This window comes from Exiguobacterium sp. s130 (genome assembly GCF_018619055.1).
Classification (GTDB): Bacteria; Bacillota; Bacilli; order Exiguobacteriales; family Exiguobacteriaceae; genus Exiguobacterium_A.
Window position 1 is genome coordinate 221,550 of record NZ_JACSNI010000002.1, and the last position, 26,645, is coordinate 248,194.

Annotated in this window: 37 protein-coding genes and 1 pseudogene; 24 read left to right on the plus strand and 14 right to left on the minus strand. The window is 46.4% G+C overall.

Going from position 1 to position 26,645, the window contains the following annotated elements; translation table 11 throughout:
* Nucleotides 1-12 precede the first annotated feature (12 nt).
* The gene (locus HZS85_RS04995) at nucleotides 13-468 is read right to left on the minus strand and encodes a hypothetical protein (protein WP_214853953.1); all 456 of its coding nucleotides are present in this window, start codon (nucleotides 466-468) and stop codon (nucleotides 13-15) included.
* Entirely contained in the window at nucleotides 465-959 is a 495-nt protein-coding gene (locus HZS85_RS05000) for a sigma-70 family RNA polymerase sigma factor (RefSeq protein WP_214853955.1), read from the minus strand. Before HZS85_RS05000 ends, HZS85_RS04995 begins: the two co-directional genes overlap by 4 nt.
* A gap of 138 nt (nucleotides 960-1,097) precedes the next feature.
* Between HZS85_RS05000 and HZS85_RS05005 the strand changes: the two genes are divergently transcribed.
* The 12 genes from HZS85_RS05005 to HZS85_RS05060 all read left to right on the plus strand — a co-directional run bounded on the left by HZS85_RS05005 (nucleotide 1,098) and on the right by HZS85_RS05060 (nucleotide 13,009).
* Nucleotides 1,098-2,123 carry a serine hydrolase domain-containing protein gene (locus HZS85_RS05005; protein ID WP_214854709.1) on the plus strand — a complete coding sequence of 342 codons (1,026 nt, stop codon included), beginning with the start codon at nucleotides 1,098-1,100 and terminating at the stop codon, nucleotides 2,121-2,123.
* On the plus strand, nucleotides 2,120-2,530 hold the full coding sequence (locus HZS85_RS05010) for a group-specific protein (RefSeq protein WP_214770199.1): 411 nt from the start codon (nucleotides 2,120-2,122) through the stop codon (nucleotides 2,528-2,530). The genes HZS85_RS05005 and HZS85_RS05010 overlap by 4 nt, the downstream gene beginning before the upstream one ends.
* Nucleotides 2,527-3,087 carry a P-loop nucleotide/nucleoside kinase family protein gene (locus tag HZS85_RS05015; RefSeq protein ID WP_214853957.1) on the plus strand — a complete coding sequence of 187 codons (561 nt, stop codon included), beginning with the start codon at nucleotides 2,527-2,529 and terminating at the stop codon, nucleotides 3,085-3,087. The genes HZS85_RS05010 and HZS85_RS05015 overlap by 4 nt, the downstream gene beginning before the upstream one ends.
* 99 nt (nucleotides 3,088-3,186) lie before the next feature.
* Complete coding sequence (locus HZS85_RS05020; protein ID WP_214853959.1) at nucleotides 3,187-3,996, plus strand: phosphotransferase; 810 nt, start codon at nucleotides 3,187-3,189, stop codon at nucleotides 3,994-3,996.
* 53 nt (nucleotides 3,997-4,049) lie between these two features.
* Entirely contained in the window at nucleotides 4,050-4,481 is a 432-nt protein-coding gene (locus HZS85_RS05025; protein ID WP_214853961.1) for a hypothetical protein, read from the plus strand.
* A gap of 46 nt (nucleotides 4,482-4,527) precedes the next feature.
* Entirely contained in the window at nucleotides 4,528-5,511 is a 984-nt protein-coding gene (locus HZS85_RS05030) for a DUF2268 domain-containing putative Zn-dependent protease (RefSeq protein ID WP_251137846.1), read from the plus strand.
* A 9-nt stretch (nucleotides 5,512-5,520) separates the two neighbouring features.
* A complete protein-coding gene (locus HZS85_RS05035) occupies nucleotides 5,521-5,838 on the plus strand; it encodes a hypothetical protein (RefSeq protein WP_214853964.1) in 318 nt (105 codons plus the stop codon).
* Nucleotides 5,839-6,470: 632 nt separating this feature from the next.
* Nucleotides 6,471-7,166 (plus strand): ABC transporter ATP-binding protein, encoded by a 696-nt coding sequence (locus HZS85_RS05040; protein ID WP_214853967.1) that lies wholly within the window; start codon nucleotides 6,471-6,473, stop codon nucleotides 7,164-7,166.
* 27 nt (nucleotides 7,167-7,193) lie between these two features.
* The gene (locus HZS85_RS05045; RefSeq protein WP_214853970.1) at nucleotides 7,194-7,967 is read left to right on the plus strand and encodes a hypothetical protein; all 774 of its coding nucleotides are present in this window, start codon (nucleotides 7,194-7,196) and stop codon (nucleotides 7,965-7,967) included.
* A gap of 19 nt (nucleotides 7,968-7,986) precedes the next feature.
* A complete protein-coding gene (locus HZS85_RS05050) occupies nucleotides 7,987-10,614 on the plus strand; it encodes an ABC transporter permease (protein WP_214853973.1) in 2,628 nt (875 codons plus the stop codon).
* Between the two features lie 17 nt (nucleotides 10,615-10,631).
* Nucleotides 10,632-11,159: an HAD-IIIA family hydrolase gene (locus tag HZS85_RS05055; protein ID WP_214853976.1), complete on the plus strand. Its 528-nt coding sequence runs from the start codon at nucleotides 10,632-10,634 to the stop codon at nucleotides 11,157-11,159.
* Between the two features lie 593 nt (nucleotides 11,160-11,752).
* Nucleotides 11,753-13,009 carry a hypothetical protein gene (locus tag HZS85_RS05060; protein WP_214853979.1) on the plus strand — a complete coding sequence of 419 codons (1,257 nt, stop codon included), beginning with the start codon at nucleotides 11,753-11,755 and terminating at the stop codon, nucleotides 13,007-13,009.
* 1 nt (nucleotide 13,010) lies between these two features.
* On the opposite strand, the gene HZS85_RS05065 is transcribed toward HZS85_RS05060, so the two are convergent.
* Nucleotides 13,011-13,544, minus strand: coding sequence for a nucleotidyltransferase family protein (locus tag HZS85_RS05065; protein WP_214853982.1), 534 nt, complete (start codon nucleotides 13,542-13,544; stop codon nucleotides 13,011-13,013).
* Nucleotides 13,541-14,128, minus strand: a complete 588-nt coding sequence (locus tag HZS85_RS05070) for a TetR/AcrR family transcriptional regulator (protein ID WP_214853985.1) — start codon at nucleotides 14,126-14,128, stop codon at nucleotides 13,541-13,543. The genes HZS85_RS05065 and HZS85_RS05070 overlap by 4 nt, the downstream gene beginning before the upstream one ends.
* A 154-nt stretch (nucleotides 14,129-14,282) precedes the next feature.
* On the opposite strand from HZS85_RS05070, the gene HZS85_RS05075 reads away from it, so the two are divergent.
* Entirely contained in the window at nucleotides 14,283-14,999 is a 717-nt protein-coding gene (locus tag HZS85_RS05075; RefSeq protein WP_214853989.1) for an ABC transporter ATP-binding protein, read from the plus strand.
* A complete protein-coding gene (locus HZS85_RS05080; RefSeq protein ID WP_214853995.1) occupies nucleotides 14,999-16,027 on the plus strand; it encodes an ABC transporter permease in 1,029 nt (342 codons plus the stop codon). Before HZS85_RS05075 ends, HZS85_RS05080 begins: the two co-directional genes overlap by 1 nt.
* On the opposite strand, the gene HZS85_RS05085 is transcribed toward HZS85_RS05080, so the two are convergent.
* A complete protein-coding gene (locus HZS85_RS05085; RefSeq protein ID WP_214853998.1) occupies nucleotides 16,028-16,732 on the minus strand; it encodes a hypothetical protein in 705 nt (234 codons plus the stop codon).
* A gap of 82 nt (nucleotides 16,733-16,814) precedes the next feature.
* Here HZS85_RS05085 and HZS85_RS05090 point away from each other — a divergent pair, with 82 nt between their 5' ends.
* Both HZS85_RS05090 and HZS85_RS05095 read left to right on the plus strand, forming a co-directional pair.
* Nucleotides 16,815-17,159 carry a DUF2200 domain-containing protein gene (locus HZS85_RS05090; RefSeq protein WP_214854001.1) on the plus strand — a complete coding sequence of 115 codons (345 nt, stop codon included), beginning with the start codon at nucleotides 16,815-16,817 and terminating at the stop codon, nucleotides 17,157-17,159.
* Between the two features lie 6 nt (nucleotides 17,160-17,165).
* Nucleotides 17,166-17,342: a hypothetical protein gene (locus tag HZS85_RS05095; protein WP_214854004.1), complete on the plus strand. Its 177-nt coding sequence runs from the start codon at nucleotides 17,166-17,168 to the stop codon at nucleotides 17,340-17,342.
* Between the two features lie 345 nt (nucleotides 17,343-17,687).
* Here HZS85_RS05095 and HZS85_RS05100 read toward each other — a convergent pair whose 3' ends face one another.
* The 5 genes from HZS85_RS05100 to HZS85_RS05120 all read right to left on the minus strand — a co-directional run bounded on the left by HZS85_RS05100 (nucleotide 17,688) and on the right by HZS85_RS05120 (nucleotide 20,693).
* On the minus strand, nucleotides 17,688-18,230 hold the full coding sequence (locus HZS85_RS05100) for an NADPH-dependent FMN reductase (protein WP_214854007.1): 543 nt from the start codon (nucleotides 18,228-18,230) through the stop codon (nucleotides 17,688-17,690).
* 45 nt (nucleotides 18,231-18,275) lie between these two features.
* Nucleotides 18,276-19,259, minus strand: a complete 984-nt coding sequence (locus tag HZS85_RS05105; RefSeq protein ID WP_214854009.1) for a ring-cleaving dioxygenase — start codon at nucleotides 19,257-19,259, stop codon at nucleotides 18,276-18,278.
* A 58-nt stretch (nucleotides 19,260-19,317) separates the two neighbouring features.
* Entirely contained in the window at nucleotides 19,318-19,752 is a 435-nt protein-coding gene (locus HZS85_RS05110) for a MarR family winged helix-turn-helix transcriptional regulator (RefSeq protein ID WP_214854011.1), read from the minus strand.
* A 139-nt stretch (nucleotides 19,753-19,891) separates the two neighbouring features.
* On the minus strand, nucleotides 19,892-20,347 hold the full coding sequence (locus HZS85_RS05115) for a type 1 glutamine amidotransferase family protein (RefSeq protein ID WP_214854753.1): 456 nt from the start codon (nucleotides 20,345-20,347) through the stop codon (nucleotides 19,892-19,894).
* A gap of 28 nt (nucleotides 20,348-20,375) precedes the next feature.
* Nucleotides 20,376-20,693, minus strand: coding sequence for an Lrp/AsnC family transcriptional regulator (locus tag HZS85_RS05120; RefSeq protein ID WP_251137847.1), 318 nt, complete (start codon nucleotides 20,691-20,693; stop codon nucleotides 20,376-20,378).
* Between the two features lie 136 nt (nucleotides 20,694-20,829).
* On the opposite strand from HZS85_RS05120, the gene HZS85_RS05125 reads away from it, so the two are divergent.
* A complete protein-coding gene (locus HZS85_RS05125; RefSeq protein WP_081780359.1) occupies nucleotides 20,830-20,988 on the plus strand; it encodes a DUF1272 domain-containing protein in 159 nt (52 codons plus the stop codon).
* A gap of 246 nt (nucleotides 20,989-21,234) precedes the next feature.
* Here HZS85_RS05125 and HZS85_RS05130 read toward each other — a convergent pair whose 3' ends face one another.
* Nucleotides 21,235-21,525, minus strand: a complete 291-nt coding sequence (locus HZS85_RS05130; protein WP_214854713.1) for a PadR family transcriptional regulator — start codon at nucleotides 21,523-21,525, stop codon at nucleotides 21,235-21,237.
* Nucleotides 21,526-21,743: 218 nt separating this feature from the next.
* Between HZS85_RS05130 and HZS85_RS05135 the strand changes: the two genes are divergently transcribed.
* Nucleotides 21,744-22,016, plus strand: coding sequence for a hypothetical protein (locus HZS85_RS05135; protein WP_214854013.1), 273 nt, complete (start codon nucleotides 21,744-21,746; stop codon nucleotides 22,014-22,016).
* Between the two features lie 8 nt (nucleotides 22,017-22,024).
* Here HZS85_RS05135 and HZS85_RS16745 read toward each other — a convergent pair.
* Together HZS85_RS16745 and HZS85_RS05150 are read right to left on the minus strand one after the other, a co-directional pair.
* Nucleotides 22,025-22,579: pseudogene (locus HZS85_RS16745) on the minus strand (histidine phosphatase family protein).
* Nucleotides 22,576-23,238 (minus strand): Type 1 glutamine amidotransferase-like domain-containing protein, encoded by a 663-nt coding sequence (locus tag HZS85_RS05150; RefSeq protein WP_214854019.1) that lies wholly within the window; start codon nucleotides 23,236-23,238, stop codon nucleotides 22,576-22,578. The pseudogene HZS85_RS16745 and the gene HZS85_RS05150 overlap by 4 nt, the downstream one beginning before the upstream one ends.
* Before the next feature lie 90 nt (nucleotides 23,239-23,328).
* Between HZS85_RS05150 and HZS85_RS05155 the strand changes: the two genes are divergently transcribed.
* The 6 genes from HZS85_RS05155 (at nucleotide 23,329) to HZS85_RS05180 (ending at nucleotide 26,205) form a co-directional block, all read left to right on the plus strand.
* Complete coding sequence (locus tag HZS85_RS05155; protein WP_214854022.1) at nucleotides 23,329-23,802, plus strand: alpha/beta fold hydrolase; 474 nt, start codon at nucleotides 23,329-23,331, stop codon at nucleotides 23,800-23,802.
* A gap of 100 nt (nucleotides 23,803-23,902) precedes the next feature.
* Entirely contained in the window at nucleotides 23,903-24,049 is a 147-nt protein-coding gene (locus HZS85_RS05160; RefSeq protein WP_214854026.1) for a hypothetical protein, read from the plus strand.
* Nucleotides 24,050-24,130: 81 nt separating this feature from the next.
* Nucleotides 24,131-24,838 (plus strand): hypothetical protein, encoded by a 708-nt coding sequence (locus tag HZS85_RS05165; protein ID WP_214854028.1) that lies wholly within the window; start codon nucleotides 24,131-24,133, stop codon nucleotides 24,836-24,838.
* Nucleotides 24,839-24,848: 10 nt separating this feature from the next.
* On the plus strand, nucleotides 24,849-25,553 hold the full coding sequence (locus HZS85_RS05170; RefSeq protein WP_214854030.1) for an AAA family ATPase: 705 nt from the start codon (nucleotides 24,849-24,851) through the stop codon (nucleotides 25,551-25,553).
* A 105-nt stretch (nucleotides 25,554-25,658) separates the two neighbouring features.
* Nucleotides 25,659-26,006, plus strand: a complete 348-nt coding sequence (locus tag HZS85_RS05175) for a hypothetical protein (protein ID WP_214854032.1) — start codon at nucleotides 25,659-25,661, stop codon at nucleotides 26,004-26,006.
* Complete coding sequence (locus HZS85_RS05180) at nucleotides 25,987-26,205, plus strand: helix-turn-helix domain-containing protein (protein WP_214854034.1); 219 nt, start codon at nucleotides 25,987-25,989, stop codon at nucleotides 26,203-26,205. Before HZS85_RS05175 ends, HZS85_RS05180 begins: the two co-directional genes overlap by 20 nt.
* Here the strand turns inward: HZS85_RS05180 and HZS85_RS05185 are convergent.
* Nucleotides 26,180-26,590: an SRPBCC family protein gene (locus tag HZS85_RS05185; protein ID WP_214854036.1), complete on the minus strand. Its 411-nt coding sequence runs from the start codon at nucleotides 26,588-26,590 to the stop codon at nucleotides 26,180-26,182. The genes HZS85_RS05180 and HZS85_RS05185 overlap by 26 nt on opposite strands.
* Nucleotides 26,591-26,645: the final 55 nt, after the last annotated feature.

The following is a 26,645-nucleotide window of genomic DNA, read 5'->3' on the forward strand; positions in this document are numbered from 1 at the left end:
TCTCTCCCCCCATTATCGTGTGGGCGACAGAATCATCACCCGTTCTCGACCCTCTTCCTCACCGACGACCAGCACGTGCTCAGATACCGGATCATCCTTGATTTGATAGACGGTAAACGCATCAAGGTTCGACGCAAAATCAGATGTGTCCTGTTCCAGTCCCGTATCGGTCAAGACATCATCCGTGACCCCAAGTCGTTTCCCTTTCAGCTGTTGCCAGTCTAAATTCGTCATCTCTTTTGCTACTTTGTAAAACTGTTCATCATAATACATGCCGACGACCATCGATTGCGACGATTGCTCGGGAACGGTCTCATGCAAGGAGCTGAAACCAATGATCGTCAGACCTGCAGCAAGGCAAACAGCTCGTACCGAGCGCCGGCGCCGTTTTGCTTTTCGGATACCCTGAATTGTTCGTTGCCTGACGGATGACGGTACGTCGGTCAAGAATTTTGGCTCGTGATTCATAGACTCATCCCCTTCTGTCGTCGTACTTTCTCGAGTGCGCGGTACAACGTGCTTTTGATCGTACTCAGTGGCACATTGAAGGTTTGCGCAATCTCTTGCAATGACAAATCTTCTTCATACCGGAAGTAGACGATTGATCGCTCGGTCGGCTCGAGGACATCCAGTAAATCGTCCAAGTACAAGCGATCGACGAGACGCTCTTCAAACGACGTCGTTTGACTGGGTTCGATCGCGAGCGGCTGAAACGACGCTCGATGTTGCTGGAAAGCGCAATTCATCGTGATGCGCGTCAACCACGTCTTAAAATACGAAGCATCCCGTAAACTCTTTCGCCCACGCCATGCCCGGTACGCGACCTCTTGGACGTTCTCAAGCGCTGCCACCTCCTCTTTCAGATAAATGAAGGAAATACGGTACACATAGTCTTCTTCTGCGAATAAAGTTGCTTCAAAAGCAGCGTCGGATAATGCTGCACCTGACTTTCGAAACACATCGGCATCCTCCTTTTTTACAATCACTCCCCTATTAGATACGCGACACGTTTAAAAAGTTTCATTTTTTTCAAATTTTTCTTATAATTCCCTTTTCTTGCATGAATGAATTCGATAGGATGGGAAGCAGAGAGGGTGATGAACGTGTACAAGAAACTCATTGCTTTACCGGAGCTTACGCACCTCGAAGGGGCGGTCTCCATCCACCAGCAAGGTGAACAAATCTTTAGCCATGCTAACGGATTCGCACATCGGGGCTACCGTATATCGAATACAGAAACGACGCGCTTCGGAATTGCCTCTGGTGCAAAACTCTTCACGGCGGTCGCCATCTTACGGTTAGTCGAGGCAGGAAAGGTTGCACTCGACGAACGCGTCGCGACGATTCTACCGGACATAGGAATCGATCTAGACGGTGTGACCGTGCATCATCTGTTAACCCATTCGTCAGGCATCGGTGATTATTTTGACGAAGCGACGATGACCGATTTCGAGGAGGTTTTTCAAGATTTCCCGATGTACCGTTTGCGTCGTCCCATCGATTTTTTACCGTTGTTTCAGGACCAAAAAAGACTGTTCACTGCGGGCGAACGTTTTCATTACAACAATGCGGGATACATCCTGCTCGGCCTCGTGATCGAACAATTGACGAAACAACCCTTCTCGGATTACGTGACGAACGAATTATTCGCTCGTGCGAAAATGACACAGTCTGGTTACTTCCGACTCGACTCGCTACCGGCAGATACAGCCATCGGTCATATCGAGAATGAAGACGGAACGTGGCGAACGAACCACTATGCGTTACCGATCATTGGTGGACCTGATGGCGGCGCCTTCCTCACAGCATCAGACATGGAACGTTTTTGGCGAAGTCTTCTGACGCATCAGTTGCTGTCCGAATCGATGACCGCGCAACTGTTTCATCCCCACGTCAAAGTCAACGATGTTGCGTCTTATGGTTACGGCGTCTGGCTGAAACGACTCGATGCCTCGCACGAGAAGTGGCACATCATGGGTTATGACCCGGGTGTCAGCTTTCATTCCGCCTATTATCCACAATCGAAAACGATCGTCACCGTCTTATCGAATACGTCTGACGGAGCCTACGCGCTCGTTCAGGCCATCGAACAACTTTTACTTGAGAAAGGAATCCATACATGAACCTTTATATCGCTTCTCGCTTTGATCACACGTTGACCGTCCGCTGGCTCCGCGATGAACTCCGCTTGCGTGGACACGATTTAACATACGACTGGACGATGAACAATCGGGCAGAGGATCCTGAAGCATTACGAAAGATTGGTCTTGCTGAATTCGAAGCTGTACAACAAGCGGACGCCTTCGTCCTCGTGTTACCGGCAGGAAAAAGTAGTCACGTCGAACTCGGGATTGCGCTCGCGACGAATCGTCCGATTTACTTATGCATGCCGGATGCGACCTACTTCACCGGACCATTGGCCAGTACGTTTTATCATATCGGACGGACGACCCCTTGCTTCGGAGCGAAAGAAGATTGGCTCGCGCAGATTCTCGCCGATCGCTTACCGGAAGAACAACTGACGTCATGAGGACCGTCCTGTTGACGATTGGACCGACCCATGCCGGGAAAACGACGTTCGCCCGACAGCTTGCTCAACGTCTACCAGCAAGCCTTGTCATCGATCAGGATCTTCAAGCACGCTTTTTGCTCGAACATTATTCGGACCTCGTTCCAACAGAAGGACCGAATCAGATCAAACATGACTTGACGGGATGGTTGATCGAACAGGCAATCACGTCTTCCGTCGAGACAATCATCTTATGTAATGCCAACACCTCGCGGATTGGTCGGAAACAATTATTAGATCCTTTCTCCCGTTCGACGTTCCGCTCGATCCTCGTCTGGTTCGATTTACCCGAAGCCACTTTTTTAAACCGACTGACTCACTCCAAACGCGATGGACGAGAGATTCGTGGCGACTCGTCGTACTACGACATCTATCAGCGGCAACAAATCGAGCCGCCAGTTTCCGGTGAAGCGGACCAAATCGTTCGTCTTCGTTCGACGGAAGACGTTGACACACTCCTCGACCATGTCACGAATCCGTCGCTTGATGCTCTCTTCGATGCGGTATCGACTGATTGAAGAACATGACAATCGCACGTAAAGCACCCGCTTCTTCATCAACGCATGCAAAAAGACTAGCCGATATGTAACCGATTACAAAAGAAAGAAGGAACACTCATGTCTGAAGAACAACGATTGACCGGCGGAAATGTCTCCGCTGTCTATCAAAAAGGTGAGCATGTCTATCGCTCACAAAAAGAGAACAGCAACAACGTCCAACGGTTATTACGCCACTTAGAAGCGAAACGCCTATCCGGTGTTCCCCGTTTCGTCGGTATCGACGAACAAAATCGAGAGATCCTGACCTTTCTCCCTGGCGAAACGGCCGATTATCCCCTAAAAGCATACATGTGGCATGATGACGTATTGGACGATGTCGCACGTCTGATGCGCCAGTATCATGACGCGACAGTCGACTTCGACGTCTCACCGGACTGGGCACCGTTGCTCAATACCCCGACTCCATACGAAGTCATCTGTCACAACGATTTTGCCGTCTACAATACGATTTTTCAGGATCAAAAACTGAGTGGCGTGATTGACTTTGACCTCGCGGCACCCGGTCCACGTGCTTGGGATATCGTCTACACGCTCTATACGTTCGTTCCGCTTAGCAGCAGACGACAAGCACCTGACGGATCCGTTCTTGCTTATTCACCGGAGCAAGATGACACACGTTGCGCCAAGCGAGTGAGTCGGTTCCTTGATGCGTATGGCTATGAAGGACCGCGTTCCGAACTGCGATCCATGTTATTGTTGCGCATCGAAGCCCTCTATCTATTAATTGATCAAAGAGCTGCGGACGGTGATGCTGCCTTCATCAAGATGAAAGAAGAGGGTCACGACACACATTACCGCGCGGAATACCGTTTCATCGCGGAACATGGGGAAAAGTGGTTCATCGATAAAGATTCATCAGAAAAATAACAGTTTATCTTTCACGTTAGATGTTCGTGATCTTCATAGAGGAGTGATTTCCCGTGAAAACGATTGATCTTGATTTTTTACTGGCGACTGAAGAATACGAACTTGAACTGGATAAGATGTCGCTAAAGGCAAATGATCATTATGCGATTGATTTCTATTTTTATGGGGCTGACGAAGCGTTCAAGCTTATAATCAACGATCCTTCGCGTGATTACTTTTTGATGCGTTTTGAAAAGTACGCCGTCTTCCTAGGGACATTACAAGAGCATGGCATCATCGACGAGAAGCTTCAAAATCCATATCCAGTCGTGAAGTCAAAAGAATCGATGTTCGGTGATTTTGCTGCGAAGTTTATGAGAACGAAGGAACTCTATACTGAACGGGGAGACTTGCACTTATTTGCCATCAGGACGCATGAACAGGATTTTTACATTTTGTCCTACAGCGATCCGATCGTCATTGATTATATGGCGAAAGAGGATTGATATAGAAAGCAGTTGTTACATCATAAAAAAGGAGGATGAACGTAACTTGAAAAAATCATTGATATTACTTTTAACTGCTCCCCTTCTGTTTTTGTCTGCTTGTACAGAGGAGCAAAAGACAACACAACCCACTACTGAACTGTTATCAAAGAGTACAAAAGTAAAATCCGAATCTGTAAAAATCGATGCCGAAAGTAAATTGAACATTGTTTTTCTTTATGAACCATATAAACAATATCTACAATCGTCCTTAAAAAACAATGATCCTGAAGAAGATAAAAAGAATTATGCGAAATATGTCTTAAGCTATATCGACAAAATCGGGGAAAAGGAGCAGTTTGCGACAGCCGACTTGAAAGGTTTCCCGATGTTGCAATCAACCGTGTACGAACAAGAGCTACTCGATAAAATCGAGAACTTGATGAAACAACAAGATGACATTACAAAAATCATCAAAAAAAATTACATCGCTTCTCATAAGATCCTTCCCAAAAAGAAAAGTACCATTATCGTCGCTCCGGTTAATCCTGAATCCTCTTTCGATCTTCAGTCGATGAAAGGTGTTACAGGAGCAGCCTATAAAGATGCATTCATTCTCTACCTGGATACAAACTACGATCAAGACATCCTGGCATATTCGACGGCACACGAATATCATCACTTAGTCCTCAAGGATACACCTGATTTTAGTTTAAGTACGACTCTTAATTCCGTCATCGTCGAAGGAAAGGCAGATGCCTTTGCCGACCGAATCGTCAAAGGCGTCTCCCCTCCATGGAATGTCGAAATGGATGAAGCAACGAAGAAACATGTCGTACATCTGGTCAACAGCAATGAAGTATCACAACTCGACTTCGTCGTAGGTAACGAACAAAAAGAGATTCCTCGTTGGAGTAACTACATGTTGGGGCGTGATATCCTCAATCACTATTTTGAATCGCATCCAGATCAGTCCATTGCTGACTGGACCTATACGGATCAAGCAGATATCTTAAAAGGATACACGTATCAAAAGATTCTTGAACAATGAGGTGCTTTCATGAAATACACATGTTCCGTCTGCGGATATGCGCAAATGGACGACGTTGCTTATGACGAAAATGGTGACGCTTCGTTTGAACTTTGTTCTTGCTGCGGCTTTCAGTTCGGAGTAGACGATGATGTCGAAATCGAAGACGGTATTTTTTTATCGAGAAGTGAGACACACGACTTGTATCGCGCGAACTGGCTCAAAGAAGGTGCTAAAGTCTTTAGCCCTTATGCCTTTAAGCCTGGTCCAGGAAAGGGTGAACCTTTAGCGAGAACGGCTTTGGAAAAACAATTACGAGCAATTCATATCAGACTAGAAACATATTAAAAGAGCGCCACACTTCACGAAGATCTCGTGTGAGTTCGCGCTCCTTTTTTATGTCATCATGCTCGAATCTCGTGCATCATCAACAAAACGGTCACGATAGTTCCTTGATGCAGATGATTCTCAATCGTTACCTCACCATCATGTGAATCGATCATCCGTTTGACGATTAACAGATACGTCTAGTAAATCAAGGACAATTCGAAGTGATTTCTTCGTCCACTGTTGTTCCAATATTAGGTGTGACGTCCGAGGTTGTTTATCGAGGCGGTACCGTTTCCTTTCAATGACCGTCTACCGATTTTTTGTTTCAAGCGTTTCTGAGAAATAGAAGAATATTTTTAATGTTTTCGACTCCACTACTCTTTTCGTTCCTTATGCCTCTCATCGTCCTAAAAAGATGGTGGTATCGATTCACAGGAGCATCAGCATGATTCTTCCACTGATCCATAGCCTTTTCTTGCATCTTCATTTCGTTTTAAATGCCTTCCTTGATCGGTGTTTAATCCAGTCTTAGAGAGAAGTTATGAGAAAAACATAAATGAGTAAGGATTTCGAAAATAAAAACACAATAGACAAAATTTTCTAAAAATAATACACTATATTTAACCAAATTATGTAAAAGGAGTGGTCGCATGAATATTACCTTTCAAGATGTTTCGCACTCGTTCGAGCGAAGCGGTGTCCGGACCGATGTCTTGCATCAACTAAACGGACAATTTTTGCAATCGGAAGTAACGGCACTCGTCGGTCCGTCCGGGTCCGGAAAATCGACGTTCCTTAGTCTCCTTAGTTCGCTCGATCGTCCGTCGTCCGGTCAGATTCTCTATGACAGACAGGACATTACGTCTTGGAAGAACAAACGGTTATCACAATTTCGCTCGCAAGAGATCGGCTTCATCTTCCAGCAGTTTCATCTCCTACCGTCACTGACGGTGTCTGAAAACCTAAAGGTCGCCTTGTTAAAACAAAAGACATCGTTTAATCAAGAAGAGCGAATCCTCGAGCTGCTCGATCGGGTCGGACTCGACGACAAACGAAATGCTTTACCTGCTCAACTATCCGGCGGGCAACAACAACGGGTGGCAATCGCCCGCGCCTTGTTGCATCATCCGCAATGGATTCTTGCAGATGAGCCGACTGGTAATCTTGATTCCATGACCGGTGACGCGATTTTTGAACTGTTGCTAGAACTGCATCGTGAAGACAAATGTGGCGTTTTATTTGTCACACACGACTTAGAACTCGCCGAACGCGCTGACCGAATTCTCTTCATGCAGGATGGTCGGATCGTCGAAGACCGCCGAAAACGCACGGTGCAATGTGTTTAAGTACTGTTTAAAGGGAGGTGTCTCGCGTTGCACACGTTTCGTGCCAAATTAATCACGAGCTTTATCGGCTCACTTGTCGTTTTTCTATTGTTGTCGGTATCGACGCAGTCTGCGTATGAAGCGTTTCGGAATGCGGACTTCTCGGAACAGGAGACGACGATCGTACGAGATTGTAATCATGATGACTTATCAAAACTTATTTTCAAAAAAAATAGTTGTACACTCGATAACACGATCGACGAAAATTCTGAAGGTGAAATTTTAGGTATAAGTACAGGTAAAACGGAAAAAGTGGATGGAACAGCACGTGGAAAAGCCAATGCTATCAAGTCGCCAGGCTTTTTGAAATCAGCCGAAGAAAAGGCAGGCTCTAGTTTTTCGATCATCCTTCTCTTGTTGCTTCTTGTCGGAAGTTTCATCATTTATTTTGTAATCAAAAAACGAAAGCGACTCACAGGAAAACATACTTTAGACATTACGGAGACTATGGAAGATCAATCAAATCTTTCTTTCAAGAATAAAACTTCGTCTACAACAACTCAGTCTATGCCTACTCCTCCTATAGAATCATTACGCCTGATGCTATTTGATTTTAACCAACGATTACCACGTGCCCTCAAGCGGCGAAGTCATGAGTCGTTGACAGACTGGACGGAGCGCATTCATCTGGTAACGCCACTCTCTCCTTACTTCGTCACCCGCTACGCAGCGCAAGCAGAAGTAGAAGCACTCGATGCACAAGCGATTCACCATTTCGAACAAGATCTTGCACATTATTTAAAGACGCAAATCTCCCAATAACAAGCAAAGGAGACTACATATGCTTCGTTTCGTCATCAATCAATGGCGCCGGCAGCGCGGGAAATTCATCCTTACGCTCGTCGGTGCGCTCATCATCAGCGCTGGACTCAGTCTGATGTTCAACTTGACCGACTCCAGTCAAGGCACGGTCGAACAGACGTTACAGAAAAAATGGTCATCCGCCTACGATATCGTCGTCCGACCAAAAGGCAGTCAGCTTGCAAGTGAGTCGAATGATTTACTCGAACCGAACTATTTAAATGGTATCAATGGTGGAATTTCCTTTGAACAATACCAACAAATCAAACAAATGAATGCGATTGATATTGCAGCTCCGGTTGCTGTCATGGGGTACGCCAATATCGGCATCTCGATTCCAAATCAAATCCACTTTCCGGACGAGCCTGGTATTTATCGACTGAGTAATTCACATTATGGTGCTGGTGGATTTTCGAAAGAACTCATCGCACAGGATGGTGCCTACTTTTCAACTATGGAAGAGCCGCTTGTTCCTTCGAATACGCGATTGATCCATCTTCAAAATCCGCAAGATTTTTCATCCATACAACCCTTTACCTATAGTCTTATCGTCGGAATCGATCCGGAGGCGGAAGCGCAACTCGTCGGTTTGGATAAGAGCATCCTGAATCAAAAGAAGTTTCGTTACTTTAGTCAAGAGGATGTCTCCTCAGCCAGCAAGAAGAGTTCCAATGAATTCAATATTCCGGTATTGATTAATCCAAAATCCTTCAATACGGGATATAGTCAATTCAAGTTAGAACAAGTTAACGTCGATCTGAAAACGAAACAAGCACGCGACACATTTTATCAACGACTAGCTCAATCGAACGCTCCTCAACCTCTCGATCAAGAAAAACGAAAGATCATCCAAGACATTAAAGTCGATGCCTCTAAAGTCGAGAGCGCTTTTTTTGATTCCCTACTCGGTCAAAAAACTAAGGTACTTCCGCATTCGGAAGCAAATACTAACGCTCAACTCGTCGCCCAGACAGGCTCATTGACTTATCAAACGGTGAAGAGTCCGTTCCCTACACGATGGGAGAATGCTTATGAAATACACACAGCACCTACTGCATTCAAAAATGCTATATTACCATCCTCTTATCTTCCGAAGCGTGGCTTCCGGATGGTAGATTCTTATGAAATAAAAATGAAAAAATCGGATGGATCTACTTTTAAGTCAATGAATCCTTATCTGACGTTTAATGTCGTCGGTTTGTATGATCCGAACAAGATCAATGTCTCCAAAGATCCATTGAACGAATTACCGATGGAGACCTATCGACCATCGGCTGCGAGTATCGTACTTGACTCAAAAAATGAACCAGTCAATCCTGCCCAACCGATCAACACGACCGGGAATCCAATTGGTCTGTTGACGAACTCTCCAAACGTTCTTACGACAGTCGATAGTGTCCAAGAGGTGATGGGCGATCAATCGATTTCATCGATCCGGTTAAAAGTAAAGGGTGCTTCTTCTGTCGGTGAACAATCAGATAAAACCTTACAAAGTATCAAGTCGGAAATCGAACGAGAGACTGGTCTTATCGCTACGATCACCAAGGGTTCCTCCCCACAACCGGTCGTTACGAAGGTCGTCGATGACGGCAAGACGCTCGGTTGGATCGAACAACCGTGGATCCACATCGGTGCTGCAATGACAATCTTCCGTGAGACAAGTGTCGGTTTCTCAGGAGTCATCTTCGCGATGCTCGCCGTCGCCATCGTTTATGTCCTTGCAACGAGCTACGTCTCGATGCTCGCTCGCCGGAAGGAGTTTGCCGTATTACTCGCACTTGGTTGGCGGACGAAGGACCTTTATAAAATCGTCTTGATTGAGGCAGCCATCCTAGCCGGATTCGTCTCGACGATTGCCTTGATCGTCGAAGGCATTTTCTCGCTCGTTCGGAACGAAGCGATGAACGGCTGGAGTCTTGTTTGGATTGCCCTATTCAGTCTCGTCATCTACCTGGCTGGCGCGACCTGGTCGGCGTGGACGATTCGCCGGATCTCGCCGTATGAAGCGATCAAGACCGGCGAATACGCGAAATCGGCTCGTATCGGACTGAAGCTTCGTTCGACCGTGACATTGGCGCTAAAAGAACTACTTGGGAAATGGAAGCGGAACAGTTTGTCCGTCCTCTCGATCGCTCTACCGACGGCATTGCTGACGTTCTTCTTATTCGTGACGTTCCATTTACAAGGAGTGCTTTATACATCGTGGCTCGGTCAATTCGTCGCCCTGCAAGTCGGTCCGATGCATTACGTGACGATGGGTATTGCCATCACAATCGCCATTTTGACGACGGGAGAGATCATGTGGCAAAACGTCACCGATCGCAGGGCATCACTTGCTGTCTTAAAAGCGCTCGGTTGGACGAACGGCGCGATCCGACAATTGATCGTCCTCGAAGGATTCCTTGTCGGTCTCATTTCCGGCATCGTCGGACTGATTGTCGCTTATACAACGATTTACTTCCTGTATGATCTTGTTCCGTGGAATGAACCATTATTGTTTGGCGTATCACTTGCCTTACCGATTTTGTTCGGTGTCATCGCTGCCTTCATCCCAGCACAACTGGCAGCACGTGTTCAACCGTATCAAGAATTAAAAGATGCTTCGTAAACTAAGGAGTTGTACACATGAATTCTATTCAAGCAATATTTTTTGACCGAGACGGAACGATTGGTGGAGATAACACCGTCCACTATCCCGGAACGTTTACGTTATTCCCTCACGTCGCTTCACTAATGGAACGTTTACGTAACCAAGGTATGTTGTTGATTGCGTTTACGAATCAGCCTGGTATTTCAAAAGGACTCGCGCGTGAAGAGGAGTTCCGGACAGAATTACAGGACTTCGGCTTTGATGACATACTAATTTGTCCGCATGCAGCGGAAGATCACTGCACCTGTCGCAAACCATCACCAGATTTATTATGGCAAGCACAAGCAAAACACGATCTCCGACTCGAGCAATGTGTCGTCATCGGAGACCGCTGGAGTGATATGGTGGCAGCCGCTCGTGCTGGATGTATCAAAATCTTAGTCCGAACCGGTGCTGGAGAGAGCTCCATTCGTGATTACGCTGACCGGATGGATCAAGCAAACGTCGACTATATCGCCGACGACTTGGCAGAGGCAATCGCTTGGCTCGACACGCAAAACTGAATAATCGAAAAGGCGCGACTTCCGTAAACGGAAGTCGCGCCTTTTGTTATTTCTTGGAACGTTTCGATTGAGAAGCTGCGTAAACACTGACCGCTAACACAAATAAGATTGCAAACCATGTCCAAAATGACATGCTACCGTCTCCTTTTGATGATGCGAGGGTACTTAAACTGTCTTCTTGTTCTTACCAAAAAGTTCCTGCAATCATTTGTTAGCGATTTTTCGTAATAGATAGAGTGCATAGATGATCGATGGGATCGCCATCGCCATAAGAATGAGATGGACACTCCCAAATTAAAGATTCATTGCTAGACTAAAATCTGACACTTTTGTTTCCTCCTACAGCTCAATTCTTCTTCTAGTTACTCTTCTAGAATAATACATTGATTCGTGTTCAACGCCTTACAATTATGTAATAAATTTCAATTCACATTCTTTTTCCAATACTTCACGGTTACACTAAACGTATGAAAAAGAGAAAGTACTCATCGATGGTCTTCTCTTTTCCTTGAATAATTAGCTGATATTGTACACCTGTTTTTGATCAATCATCATTATGAATCAGCTAATCGTTATTTAAAGGAGTGAACGTAGTGCATATCATAACTACCCAATTAATCGAATTCATTCTCGAGAAGTATCAGTTAAATGATTACATTTTCTATGAGTCATCTTACGCTCGACACAAAATAAACGACCAAACCGTCTACTCTTTTGAAACGTTTTGGATTCCGCGAGGTGCATCTGTTATCGAGGAAGAGGATGGAACGATGCTTCCAGAAGGAACCGTGCAGATTACGATTGACCCTGTTACGAAACGAACGACGACGTTATCCTTACACGGTCCGAACTCGATTCATTCCGTGCCTGACGATTTACGTGATTCAACCACTCGGATGGCATGGATCGAATCAGAGACCGATATGATCCATGGTACGCATTTCATGCTCGAAGAAGAAAATGACACTTTTTTCAGTTATGTGAGTTGTCACGAAGGGATTCGGCTGTCTCCCGGTTGTTTCATTCATCTGACATTAACGGAAAACGGTCAACTCGATGAGTTGTTCCTATACGGTCCTCACCCGAGTGATCATCATGTGAATCAGGAACCTTTCGCTTTAACGCTCGAGGACATCGACTCGCTAGCTAAACAACAAATAAAGTGGTTCTCCTATACAAAACCAGGACATCAATACGCGCATACTGTCGTCGAGACGTTCGTGACACAAGAAGGATCAATCCTTGTGCCTAGTAAACTGGATTTCACGTCATCACTCGATCGAAATGACATCTTAACGTGGGCAAATTCGTCAACTTCAATTCTCAAACGCCATCCTTTCCAATCAGCAGCAAGTGTGACAGCAGAGGATGTAATCATGCAGACCGAACATCCTGATTTTCATCCGATTTCGCAAGAGACAGTGAACGCCTGTCGAAACGCGATTCAAAAAATCGTCCAAAACGTCTACCCTAGTGAATCCGGACAATGGATGATTCGTCATATCTACCGGCAACATCCTTACCTTGCTGTCAAATTGTCACGCGCGCATCCGACGTCATATGTTGATCAGCAAAGACGCGTCACGATTCTCCTTGACGAAAAGACGCTTGACTGGATTAGCTTGACCGACGATCAGGAACTCCATACCGCGCTCGCATCCGTTACTCCACCGGAACTCGAAGATCATCAGCAAGACATCATCTTCAACGCATTACGTCCGTACCTTTTACTCACGCCGCGTTATGTGTTTGCCGCTTCAAAAGGTCAATACGTTCTCTGTGGTTTGCTTGACTCGAATCATGCTTACTTACCGGCAACGAACGAAGTCGTTTTAATGCGCGACTTATGAGTTAGTTCAGCCATTGATCTATCCGATTGCTTACGTCTTTCGGGAGATTAAGTCGTCTCAGTTGTTCGAGTCGTTCTCGGTCCACTTCCTGATCAGCAAGACAGTGCTCAATCATCACGACTTTTTGTTCTCGTCCTGGGATCAATTGATAGATGACATACCAATCGACGAGTGACATAAATGGAAGTCCGGTCTCATTAATAATCGTTTGTTCAGCAAACGGATAGATAAAGATCCCCTCGTCATGGCGAATCTGCAGACCGCTCATTAGATCGAGATCGATTCCTTCGATCATAAATTCTTGGAACACTTCCGTCGCGTAAAGTGACGTCTCGTCTTGTTCAACGACAGTTCCCATCTCAGATAACAATAGGACTGCCCGTTCGGCGTCCGCTAACGCGACGACGAGATCGATGTCGCGCGGAGTGACAGGCAGTCCATGATGGTATAACAATAATGAACCACCGATGCCAAAGTGAATCCGTTCTTGCTGCAAACACGCGACGACTTTTTCTAAGACTTGCTCAATACTCATCGTCGGAACCCCGCTGCTCGAAACGGCCCTTCCATCGAAATCGTAAAGATGATCCGGGCAATTTCTTCCGGTGATGTCTCGTTTGGATGGCGCAACCAGGATTCGATGACACCGAGATGGGCGGCTGAGAGATAGGCAATGAGATAATTTTCTGGAACGAGCCGTTCTCCTTGTTCCGGTAGTCCCAAGAACAGAATCTGTTGCATGTAATTACGGACTCGATTCCGAAACATCCCGTCACTCGTCGGACTGAGCAAGATTCGCATCAGCGTCCGATTTTCATAGAGGAAGATCAAAAACGGGATGATGCGCCGGTATGGCGAGTTCTCCTTTTGGTTGATTAAGACAAAGGGAATCTCGCGTTCAAACGTCGCTTCAATCTTTTCAAAAATCTCATTCGTCATCCGCTCGAGTAGTTCGTATTTATCCGCGTAATGATGGTAGAACGTCCCGCGGTTGACTTCCGCCCGATCCGTCAACAACTTAATCGTCACAGCATCAAAACCAACTTCGTCGATCAGCTGAAGGAACGTCTCACGAATCCTCCGGTCGGTCCGAATGACGCGTAAATCCTGTTTTTTCATTGAAATCGCCTCTTTCTTCAACAGTTTGTCGAGATGTGTCGCTTATGCGACAGATGGACGTCAAGTGGTCATTGCTCCCAGTTTATCTCCCTTTTATAATGAAATTAATCAACACGTTGTTCAATAATTATTTCATAAAAGGAGGGAGAATACGATGGATTTACAATTGCACGGTGTATCAAAATCGTTTCATCAACAGAACGTCCTCCAACAGATTGATCTTTTGATTCCGTCCGGTGAGATTTGTGGCTTGCTCGGTCCGTCAGGTTCTGGTAAGACGACACTGATTCGTTTGATGATTGGTGCGATCCAGGCAGACGCAGGTTCGATTCAGATTGGTGACACTTCGATGCCAAGCTTCAAGATGTTATCGCAGATCGGTTTCATGCCACAAAACGATGCCTTATACGAGGATTTATCGGGGCTTGCGAACCTACAGTTTTTCGGTTCCTTATACAACATGTCTCGTCAGGACTTAGCAAAACGAATCGAAGAAGTGTTGACACTCGTCGATTTAACGAATGATCAAAAAAAGCTCGTTCGCCATTATTCCGGCGGGATGAAGAAACGATTGTCCCTCGCCATCTCAATCCTACATCGTCCAAGCATTCTATTCCTGGATGAACCGACCGTCGGGATCGATCCCGTGTTACGCCGCCAGATTTGGAATCAATTCCAAGCGATTCGTGCGCAAGGTACGACGATTGTCGTCTCGACCCACGTCATGGACGAAATCAATGAATGTGACCGGGCAGCATTGATCTATAACGGTCGGATTATCGCCTACGATCCGCTCGACCGTTTGCTCGCACAGACTGAAAACGGTCAGGTCGAGGAACTGTTCCTGCTCGCTGGAAAGGACGTGACGTGATGTGGCAACTCGCACGACGGGTCATCCGTCAAACGTTGAACGATAAACGAAGCGTCGGACTGATTTTGCTTGCTCCGTTATTAATCTTCACCTTGATCTATTTCCTACTTGGAAACGATGACTACACGCCTGTCGTTGCCATCAGTCAAGATGTACCGGCTCCCGTCTCACAATCGATCGAAAAACAGGATCTGTCGCTTAAAACGTATAACGGCAGCGATGCTGACGCCTATCTCAAGGACCATGAAACGGTCGACGTCGTCTTAGACATGAAAGACAATCAGCTAGCGTTGAACCTCCGCGAACCTTCGACGAAAAGTTCCAAAGCGTTACGCGAAATTCAAACTGGACTGGCATCCCTGCAACCGACGATGCAACTCGAGACGAACTATCTGTACGGGGATGTTGATCAATCGACCTTTGACGCGCTCGGTTTCGTCTTTTTATCCTTATTCTCGTTCTTTTTCGTCTTTATCTTATCGGCAATGGCACTCGTCAAAGAACGCAGTGGCGGCACGCTCGAGCGCTTGATGATGACACCGATTCGCCAGACCGACGTCATCTTCGGCTATACGCTCGGTTATAGTGTCTTCGCCTCCATCCAGGCAATTCTTGTCGTCCTGTACGCGACGACCGTTCTTGACTTACCGTCTGAAGGTTCGATCATCTGGGTCTTCCTGACGATGCTTGGACTTGCCGTTGTCGCGGTCTTGTTCGGAGCAACGATTTCGATATTTGCCCAATCTGAGCTACAGGTCGTCCAGTTGATTCCCTTTACAATCGTTCCGCAGATCTTCTTCTCCGGTTTGATTCCGCTCGATCTGATCCCATATGGACTTGGTAACATCGGATATATCACTCCGATTTTCTACGGAGCGAGTGCGATCAAAGAGGTACTCGTCTATGGTAACGGTTGGTCGAGCATCTGGCCGTACTGGCTCGGATTATTTCTCTACGGAGCCGCCTTATTCCTGTTGAACATGCTTGCCCTTAACAAGTATCGCGGACATCAAAAAAGACACGGCTGATTACACGAGCCGTGTCTGATTTTGCTTAAGCTGTTCGAGGAAAGCAGTCCGTCGAGAGGGATCGAGTGTCTGCTCTTCCACGTCGGCATAGCGAACGAGCTGATAGATCTCATGCGGGACTGTGACTTCTAAGCGTGTTAACCACTCCGTCAGCGTCTCATGTGTCCGTCGTTGCTGCGCTGAAGCAAGTGACCGATTGAACGCGCGCAACGCTTCACGAATTTCCGATTCAAGGAGTCTGTCTTCTAAGGAGAACTGGACTTCAGGCGTTAGCGAAAGCGATGCAGGAGATCGTTTTGTTGGATAACGAGATCGAAATGACCACTGCATGCGGTTGAACCGTTGTCGACGATAGAGATAGATGATCATTACTAGAGCGACCATCCAAGGAGCCACGCGAGTGATTTGATTGATTGCATCCGTCCATGATCCCTTTCCCACTTCAACAACAGGTTTCTTATCCGGCTCTTTCCGATATCCTTTGTGCCCATTTTTTGAAGAGTCCAGTGCCTTTGTGATCAAATCTTTTTTCGTATAGATGACTTTTTTAGTCGGTAAGATCGTGCTCGGGACATGTACCCAGTTTCCCGTCGACTGATCGATCGGAGGATCGACTAATGCTTGATACGACAGTTTTACACCCTCGACGCCTAAAAATAGCAATACGCATGTCATGAACGTCATTCCAATCATTCGACTTCTCATTTCATTTTGCACCTCCAAAATGAATTGAAATCCTTAACACAAGACCTTTTCCCATATGTTACCATGAAAGGAGGCGATTCAGATGAGTTACGAAAAAGTATTTCAAATGCCGATGTTGCAGCTGTATCAGGTATACCGCCAAAAAGTCGAGCGTAAGCAACGGACACAAGAGGAGCTCGATGACGTGCTGTTCTGGTTGACCGGACACACGCCATCAACTCTTGAACAAGCCATACAAACCCAAACCGTCGCAACCTTTTTCGAGCACGCACCCGACCTGAACGAACGCCGCTTTCTTGTCACTGGCGTCATCTGCGGGATTCGTGTGGAACATCTAACGGATCCGTTAATTCGTAACATCCGGATTCTTGATAAACTCGTTGACGAACTGGCGAAAGGAAAAGCATTAGCTAAAGTCTTACGATAAGGAGGAATGCTGATTTCTACGATACTCAGTACACTGGCCATCCTCATCATGGTTACCAGTGTGGCTTATTTCACCGTCTATCAAGTTAAACGAAATAAAGGAACCCATCGTTCCCCCGTCTATCGACTTGTCTTTAGTGGTCTGTTGGTCGGCTTGATGGTCAGTTATTTTTTGTTGACGTGAGTCGTGATTTTCAGTTTTTGATTTAAACAATAAAATCATTAATACAGTATTTGAAATAATAAAGGAGGTATATGCCTGAAACTTCGAAAATGGATCCTTCCACTTTTATTGCTCACCTGTCTCGTCTCACCGAATGCTGCGACGTCGTATGTGAAATGGACGATCGCTCCGGCTGGTCACTATCTCGAAAGGCTTCAAGCGGCTGACATTTCTTATAAATTTCGGCAACAGACGCTCTACATTCAAGAAAAGGATTTGCATCGCGTCACGACGTGCTGTACGTAATTCCTATACAAAATCCCCTCATTTCAGTCCGAAATGAGGGGATTTTGTATAGGAAAAGATTTAGCGAATCGTTTTCAGCGCCGTTGCCCACGGGATGACTTGATCGAGCATCTGGTTGACCGATGTTTCTTGAACGGCTGCCGCTTTTAAGACCGATCCGTTCTCAAAATCCGTGAACAAGGATAACGCCGGATGCACACGGACATCGGCAATCAATAATTCACCGAGGATGCCGCGCAAATGTTCTGCTGCCCGTGCTCCACCGACGGAACCGTAAGAGACGATTCCTGCCGCTTTATTGTTCCATTCGACGCGTAAATAATCGAGCGCGTTCTTGAGTGACGCTGCAATCGAGTGGTTGTATTCCTGGACGATGAAGACGAATCCGTCTTGCGCCGCGACATCCTTCGACCAATCAGCAGCACCTGATGCATCCGCGTCTTTTTCACCAAGCAGTGGTAATTTGTAGTCCGCGATATCAAGAATCGTATAGTTTGCGTCCCCTCGTTGATCGGCGAGTTGTTTGACCCAGTTCCCGACCTGTGGGCTGAGACGTCCTTCACGTGTTGATCCTAAGATGATCCCAATGTTTAATTTCTCCATCTTCATTTCCTCCTCTTGTTTAGATGCTGTCAGCTTACTTTTCTTTTAAAGATATTCTTTTTCGATGTTGCGTGTGCTCCGGACCGTATCAATCGGACGGACCATTTGTTCAATCTGTGCCCGTTGTGGCTCGAGGAATGGTGGTAACGACAATTTCTCCCCGACCGTTTCGTATGGTTCGTCACCCATGAAACCAGGACCATCCGTTGCCCACTCGAACAAGACACCGCGCGCGACACGGGCATAGAGGGACTCGAAGAAGAAGCGATCGACGTAACCGGACGTGTTGAAGCGTAGTTGTTGCATCCGCTCGATCCATTCCTTTAAGGCAGCCGTATCTTCAACGCGGAAAGCGACGTGGTGCACCGTTCCGAATCCTTGCCGTCCGCTTGGTAGAACGACGTTGTGCTCAACGATGACTTGGGCGCCGTTTCCTCCTTCGCCCATCTCGAACAAGTGCAGGGAACCAGCTTGATCGACTTCGCGCATCAACATCGCTTGTTCAAGTACCGCTTTTAAATTGTCGAATTCCGCGATCCGGATGTGAATTGGACCGAGTCCCGTGATTGCGAACTCGAGTGGCACCGGACCGTTTTGCCACGGTGTGCCGGAAGCGACACCTTGATTGTGCTCGTCAGAGATCAACATGTATTGTTGCTCATCGAAATCGACGAACGAGAGCGTCTGCTTGCCGAATTGTTCTTTGATACCACGGTGCTTGACGTCGTATTTGTCAAAGCGTTTAATCCAGTATTCAAGTGCCGCATCCGTTGGAACACGGAACGCCGTCTTGAAGATTTCATTCGTTCCGTGTGATCCTTTTTGAATACCAGGGAAATCAAAGAACGTCATATCCGTGCCGGCAGATCCTTTATCATCGGCGAAGAATAAGTGATACGTCTGGATGTCATCCTGATTGACGGTCTTCTTGACCAATCGCATCCCTAAGACATTCGTAAAGAAGTCATAGTTTTTCTCGGCACTGCTCGTAATCGCCGTCACGTGGTGGATTCCTTTTAGTTCATTCATGAAAAATCGCTCCTTTAATCGTTATTATCTCGAATTCGAGATATCAGTCTAAAAAATTTTAATGTTTTTTTGCTTGATAGCCGATTGTTTTGGCTGTCTCGATGAATGCTTCGAGGTCTGACGGGGCTATTCCTTGAAATACTTGATTAATCGCTTGCTCGTGCTTTGGAAAAATCGTTTCCATCAGTTGTTGCCCTTCAGAGGTCAGTTCCGCAAATGTCACGCGCCGATCTTCTGGACATGCTTTCCGGAAGACATAATTCTTTTTTTCGAGCTTATCGATGACATAGGTGATGCTACTGCTCGTAATCAAGACTTTTTTCCCAATCAATTGAATCGGTTGCCTGCCCCTGTGAAACAGCAACTCAAGAACCGAAAAATCCGTCGGGTTCAGTCCCCACTGCGCAACGTCCTTCTTGATGACTTCATGTAAGGCATCGACTGCGCGCACCATGACTGTCAATGCTTTCAAGTTCGGATTCGGTCGCGTCATTTCGTTCACCTCTTTTGTATCTCTAATTCATATATCTTTAATTCGAGATAAATATACCATCTCAATTTTTGTTCGTCAACTGTTTTGATTCACTTTTAATCACGATGATGAACACAACGGATGTTCGAAGCGTTCATCATCATTTAAAACAAAGCACGTACCCTTCGCCTAATCGATAGTGATCGGTCTCAGATTGAATATACGCCGTATTGTCAGGTAATCCGATCGCATAATTCATTTGAGGCAGGTATTCCTGAAAACGAGCTGCTCGTTTTTCCTGATTCAAATGAGGACAGAGACAACCGCTCAGACAGCCTTGCCCCAAATCCAGGCAATAACCCGTTCCGCCCTCACTCGTTCGGATCCCGTATGTCATCGCATAGATTGCTCTAGCGCTGACACCGACGTACCGTGCTGTGATTCGGTATACGGTCAAAGTTCCCTCTTGCTCATCGAGCTTTTCACGTCCTCGATCTCCCCCGTCAGTTGTTCGATCCGTAAACGTGTCGCCTCCATCATATCGTATACCCCGTGAACGGAACCGGTGTCGACAATCGAATCCAAGTCGATGGTTTACCAAAGACAGACGCGTCATCGAGAAAACGTTCTAAAGTTGCAACGGACTATGTTTGCAACTTGACCATGAAGTTATAGCTACCGGTCAGGCGGTGGCACTCGACGACTTCCGGATGTCCTTTACAAAATTCAATCAAGCCTGCGCAACGTGTCCCTTCGAACATGACGATCGCGAGTAACCCTTGCGCGATTGCTTCTGGATTAATGACAGCGCGAAATCCTTCGATGATCCCTGCGTCCTCCATTTTTCGGACCCGTTCGATGACGGCTGGTGCCGATAACCCGATCTGTCGTCCGAGTTCCGACCATGGAATCCGGGCATCATCTTGCAGAATCCGGACAATCTGTTGATCAATTTGATCCATTTTCCATCCTCCTTCTGATTCAAAACCACTTTCTTCAAATTAACATGGAATCAAAGGAAAATATAGCCTTTTACTTTGTTCTGCTGCTGTGTTCATCGAGTAGTATTTCTTATACTACTAATAGGAGGTGATACGCATGGAACCAACCTGTGTCCGGTGCCAAGAAACAATTGAAACGACGGTCTATCAATGTTCACATGCTTGTACGTTTTGCGAACCATGTACAAAAACGCTCGATCATATTTGTCAAAACTGTGGGGAGCTGCTCGAACCCGCCACGCCAGTCACTACATAAAAAGACGGATGCCTCGGCACCCGCCTTTTGTCTATTCAGATCGTTTCTTGTGATTGCCGCTCGGATAGTCGTTCCTTTGCCTGTTCCTGGTGCGGTTTGATCGCCGACTCGCCAATCGAGTAACGCATGTGTCTTCCGAATTCCATAATCAAGTGTCAATAACCAGTATACGGCATCATTCGAGTCAGGATGGGAACGAATCATCGCGTCGATCGCTTGATACGTCTCAAGCCGTTCTTCGAGCAATCATGCATGCTCCTGAATTTTCTTCAAGGAGACCTCTTTTGAAGCATGCCGCGCAAAATAGAGCTTCAATAACAAGTCGTTTCGTTGCACCGGCAGTTCGATGGACGGTTCAGCGATCCACCGCGCGAGCTCCACATGTCCGTTTTCCGTCAGGGCGAATTGTTTTCGTTCCCCATTCGTGACCTCTTCCACGATCAATCCTCTCGCCTCTAACCGTTTAAGCGTCGGATAGACTTGTCCGAAGTTGATTTTCCAAAAGTGATTCAAGTTCGTGTCGATCGTATGTTTCATCTCATAACCAGACGTACATCCGCTGGCGAGGAGTCCGAGAATCGCATAACGGGCATGTTTTCTTTTGGCATCGGTCCCTCCTCTATCTAAAAGATACTATCTTTTAGATAGAGTTACCGTTCATTTAAATGCCAAACAGGAAATTTACTGGATGGAGCAGGAATTCTCGTTTTAAATCCGAATTCTTGTTCACATACTTAATTAAAAGGAGTTCTCACATGACATACGCTAAAGCTTCTATCTTTTTCAGTCTGATTGGTCTGTTCATTGCCTATATGATTTTCCCACCAATTAACTGGCCATTCGGTCCAAACTCGATGATTACGATTCCAATCGGACTTGTCATTTATCTGTTCGGAATCGGACTTGGGATCGTCGCCATCAAACGACGGGAGCCCGGGATTCTTAAATATGTCAGTCTCGCCTGTGCCATTCCGCTCGGTGTGCTACTACTACTCTTTCTCGGTTTCATCTTCAGCGGTCAAATTTAATCGTCTTTCTATAGATGTTCATGAGACGCTTTCTTGAGGGCATCGAATGTCAACCGGTGAATCGCTGGACTCGACATCGCATCTAACCATTCGTTCGCCGTTCGCCCAGTATATTTTTCAAGAACTAACGCCAATACAAGTCCATGTGTCGCGACGACCACTCGGTGGTGCGGGTGGGTTTTACGTAGCTGATCGATGACTGTTAGAGCACGATTACGTGCTATTTGATTCGACTCTCCGCCACTTTGCGCGTAATCATCATTTTGAAATGATCGCTTCAACAGTTCTTCTAGCCGTTCAGGCGATAAACTTTCGTCTGTTTCCTAAAAACGCCGTTCCTGAAACGCTACCTCGTAGATTCGCAAACCTCGTTGCTCAGCAAGTGGGCGAACGGAGTCTACCGTCCGTCACATCGGACTCGAATATATGGCGTCAATCGGCAGCGCTTCAAAGAACGCTACGAGTTTCTGCGCTTGTTCTTGACCTGCATCCGTTAATCCCCGCCCTCGATCACTGCCTGTTTTGATCGATTCGCAGTGGCGAATGAAATAGAGCGTCCTCATCGGAACTGGACCCACTTTCCTTCAGAAATTACGTCTACATTCGAACCGATGACACGAATCGCTGTCGCGTCGTCGATTGCGTAAGCTGGATTCGTCAATGTCTCGGCCCAAGACTTGGCAGCTTGTAAGTGATTGTCTGGTAACTGCGGATGATCGAGATGCGGGAAGATTGAAAAATCAACGAGACCTAATGTTACGTCCGATTGCTCCGGCGTCTTTTTCCATTCAACAAAATCCGTTCCGATTCGTGGTGTCAGAATCATGCTACCTGCGCTCATCCCGACATAAACCCCTGTCAAATTCGGTAACATGCGATCAAAACCCGATTCGACGAACCAGTGATGTAGAAAGAGTGGATCACCACCATTAACGAGAATGACATCCGCTTGTTCGACCGCTGGTTGCCAAATTGCTGGATCAATTACCGAGACCGCTGATAATTCCAACAGACCGACTGACTTCCATCCTAAATCGACCATCGGTGCCTCATCTTTTCCTTGAATGAAGTTGACAGCGAGGTCCGTTCCTCTGCCTAATGCGTAGGATGCTGTCGTGATCGCGATGGCATGGCATTCCTCAATCGGTTTTCTGAGCATCTCACGTAACGCGTTGTGAATCGATGGATTTTGTACCCCACCTGAAGTTAATAGATAGTCCATCGTGACACCTCCTGTTCTTTGCTTCAGTTTACAATATTTGTGCGTTTCTGGTATCCTTACTTTTATTCCCACTAGAATAGGAGGAATCATATGTCTTTCGACTTAATGACGTTACCTGAAACGACGTTACACTATCGTCTGATTCTCGGAACTTCCGATCAACCAACGTTTATCTTTGAAAATGGATATGGACAAGATCTTTCAACCTGGCAACCAATCATGGATCAAGTTGAAGGACTTGGAACGATTTTGATGTATGACCGTACGAACATCGGTGGTAGTATGCAGCATGATTCCGAGACTAGTCGCCAGAGCGTGAATCGCCTTCGCCGTTTGATCGATACCTTATCTCTCAAACCACCCTTTATTCTTGTGGGTCATTCCTATGGCGGCACGTTAGTTCGACAATTTGCATCGCAATATCCAAGTGAAATAAAAGGTCTATTGCTCATCGATGCAACACCAGAATCCTATATTCAACGCTTCTTACCAGTAATGCCAAACACGTTCCAAGCCATATACAAAAAAACAATTCACGCTCGAATGTACATACGAAGATTTTAAAGAGAGTATTGAAGCGACGAACGTCGATGTCCTCTATCCCTTTCCAGTCGTTGTTCTGTCTGCTGGTAAAAAGGATCATTATTCGCGTGAGGCGCAACTATTGTGGCACGAATTGCAACGACAAACTGCTGCACAGTCGATCCAAGGGTTGTTGATCGAAGTTCCAAACAGCCGGCACTTCATTCAACAGGATGCCCCCCATATTGTTGTCGATGCGTTACATCATTTGACTTCAGGTGATTCTTAAGCTCTTTTCAAAGGAACTATTTCCCATTTCCGAACGTATACTTAATATGAGCTTGATTCGACACACTGATTGGAGGCACATATGTACTCGATTCCTAGCTACTTCATACTTTACTTAAAAATCATGCTGACGGATAAGATTCCGGTCTTTTGGTCGTTGATCTTCCCATTGATTCTCGCGTTCGTCTTCGGGTCACGACTCGATTTCACAGAGAGCAGTTTCCTATCATTTCTTGCACTCTTTTGGGGCTATATCTTACTTTCGATTTATGTCAACGGCATTGGTCTCCAACTTGCCCGGATGCGGGAACATGGTTTGATGAAGACGTATATCATGATTTCCGGTAGTAAGATTGGTTGTATTCTCGCACTCGTTCTCGTTCAGCTCGTATTTGCAGCCGTTAGTTTAACGGTCTTTACGACAGTCCTGATGCTCGTATTCGGCCTCTTCTCACCTTTGACGTTGTTACTCGCTTTTCTCGTCTTGTTGCTCAGCATCCCGCTTGCTTTTGCAAGCATCGCCTTGACGATGCTTCCGGCTAAGATTTCGAGTATGTCGACATTAATCAACATCGTCATGTATCCTCTGTTCTTGTTCGCGAATAGCCAACCGGATCGCTGGTACAGTTACTTGAATCCTTTTTATGTCATAAAAACACTTGGTCTCGCCGTCTCTGAGCACGTTACGGGAGCATCGTTACTGATCTTGACCGTCGTACTCGTCGTTTATCTGTTACTTGGTCTATTCTCTGTCAAACGCTTTAATCTCATGTCATTACTGACCCGATAGGAGGATTCAGATGCACGTTCAACATGTACGCTTCAACTATCCGAAATCACCTGATCTGTTACACGATGTCTCCTTTTCGCTTGTTCCTGGGAAACTGAACGTCTTGATCGGGATGAACGGTGCCGGGAAAACGACACTGTTTGATTGCATGACCGGTGCCTTACCGATCACATCCGGAGGACTGGACTTACCCGATATCTCGGACATTCTCTATTTGACGCAATTCATCTATTACTCGGATGAACTAAAGGGTAAGGATGTCGCCGTCTTCGTCGGTCGGCTCGCTCGTTTGAAAGCATATCGCAAACAAGAGACCTATACGCGTCATCTGAAACAGCCGCGAGAGCTCGACCTATTCGCTCATCTGTGGGAAATGAAAATTGGTAAGATGTCCGCTGGTGAAAAGAAATGGTTGTTCGTGACCCTGTTGACGACAGTACCACGTTCGCTCTACATCTTTGACGAGCCGACGAGCGGGGTCGACCCGGCAACACGGCTTCATATCATGCGACGCTTCGAGCAGATGACAGCAAACGGTCAAACGTGCCTCTTCTCGACCCATCAATTACATGATCTATTGCATACCGATGCCCATGTCATCTTCCTTCATCAAGGTCGTATTTTGTACGAAGGCGACTTCAAGGATTGGTTGAACCGATTCGAGACGACAGATCCGGACGTCGCGTTCGTCCAAATGCTTGAACTAGCAGGATAACGTTAACCACCTCTCTTTTGGAGGTGGTTTTTTTGTAATATTTGAAATGTAGGTTTTTAATAAACATGTACAGGATATACACATTATAAGAAAGGAGGTCGTCCGATGAACTTCATTTCCGGTCAAGCATTTATCACGATGATGGATTCACTTTTCAACGAAGATGAATGGAATCGACACGTCTTATACATCACTGCGAATTCAGCAGCGATCCACTTACAAAAACGATCTACCACCATTCTCTCGCAGCCTATGGAATATCAGATTTCGTTTCTCGTGCATTTACCAACGCTAGAAAAACGACTGATCGTCAAATCGAATCAACAGGAGACGCGTCAATTTTTCTTTGATTCAATGGCTTCCATCGATTGTATGTGCACTAGTTTGATGCCATGGACGAATCCAGGGCGATTCAATAAGGAGGAAAACGTTCATGTCCACCAACACTCTTGAAGAACGCATGAATGCCGTCCTCGATTGTTTGGCGGCCGCAAAGGACTACCAACGCATCGCCGGAAGGCATGAGGTGTCGTATCAACAATTGTATAACTGGGTCCGGCGCTATGAGAGCGGCGGTATTCCTGCCCTGACGGATCGCCGTGGTCGGAAGTTACGAAGCGAACGATTTACTTCGACTCAGCATACGCCTTGAACCGATCAAGGATCGCCTGCCAGCCCGCTTGTTGCATTTCAGGCGGGTTGATTGTTTCGGCATCAAACGATTCGACGACTTCGGTTTGTTCCCCGTTCCGAGTGAAGTCGATCTTCACCTGACGACCATCCTCGAGGACATACGCAATGCGTTCGTAGGGAACGATTGCCTCATATGTACCCTTGAAATCAAATCCCATGCTACCGTCTTTTGCTTCCATTCGATTCGTGAATTGACCACCGACCGTCAAATCATTCGTTGACGCCGTCGTATGCCAATCGTCAGACGCTGCGTTCCAGCGTTTGATGTCTTCCGGTGCGTTCCAGATCTCCCACACGGTCTCGACCGGACGGTCAATCACAGCTTGAATCGTTAGTTTCGTCATCTTTTTTCCTCCTTACTAATTGAAGTTCCCTCCCTATTTCGAGGACGATTAAATG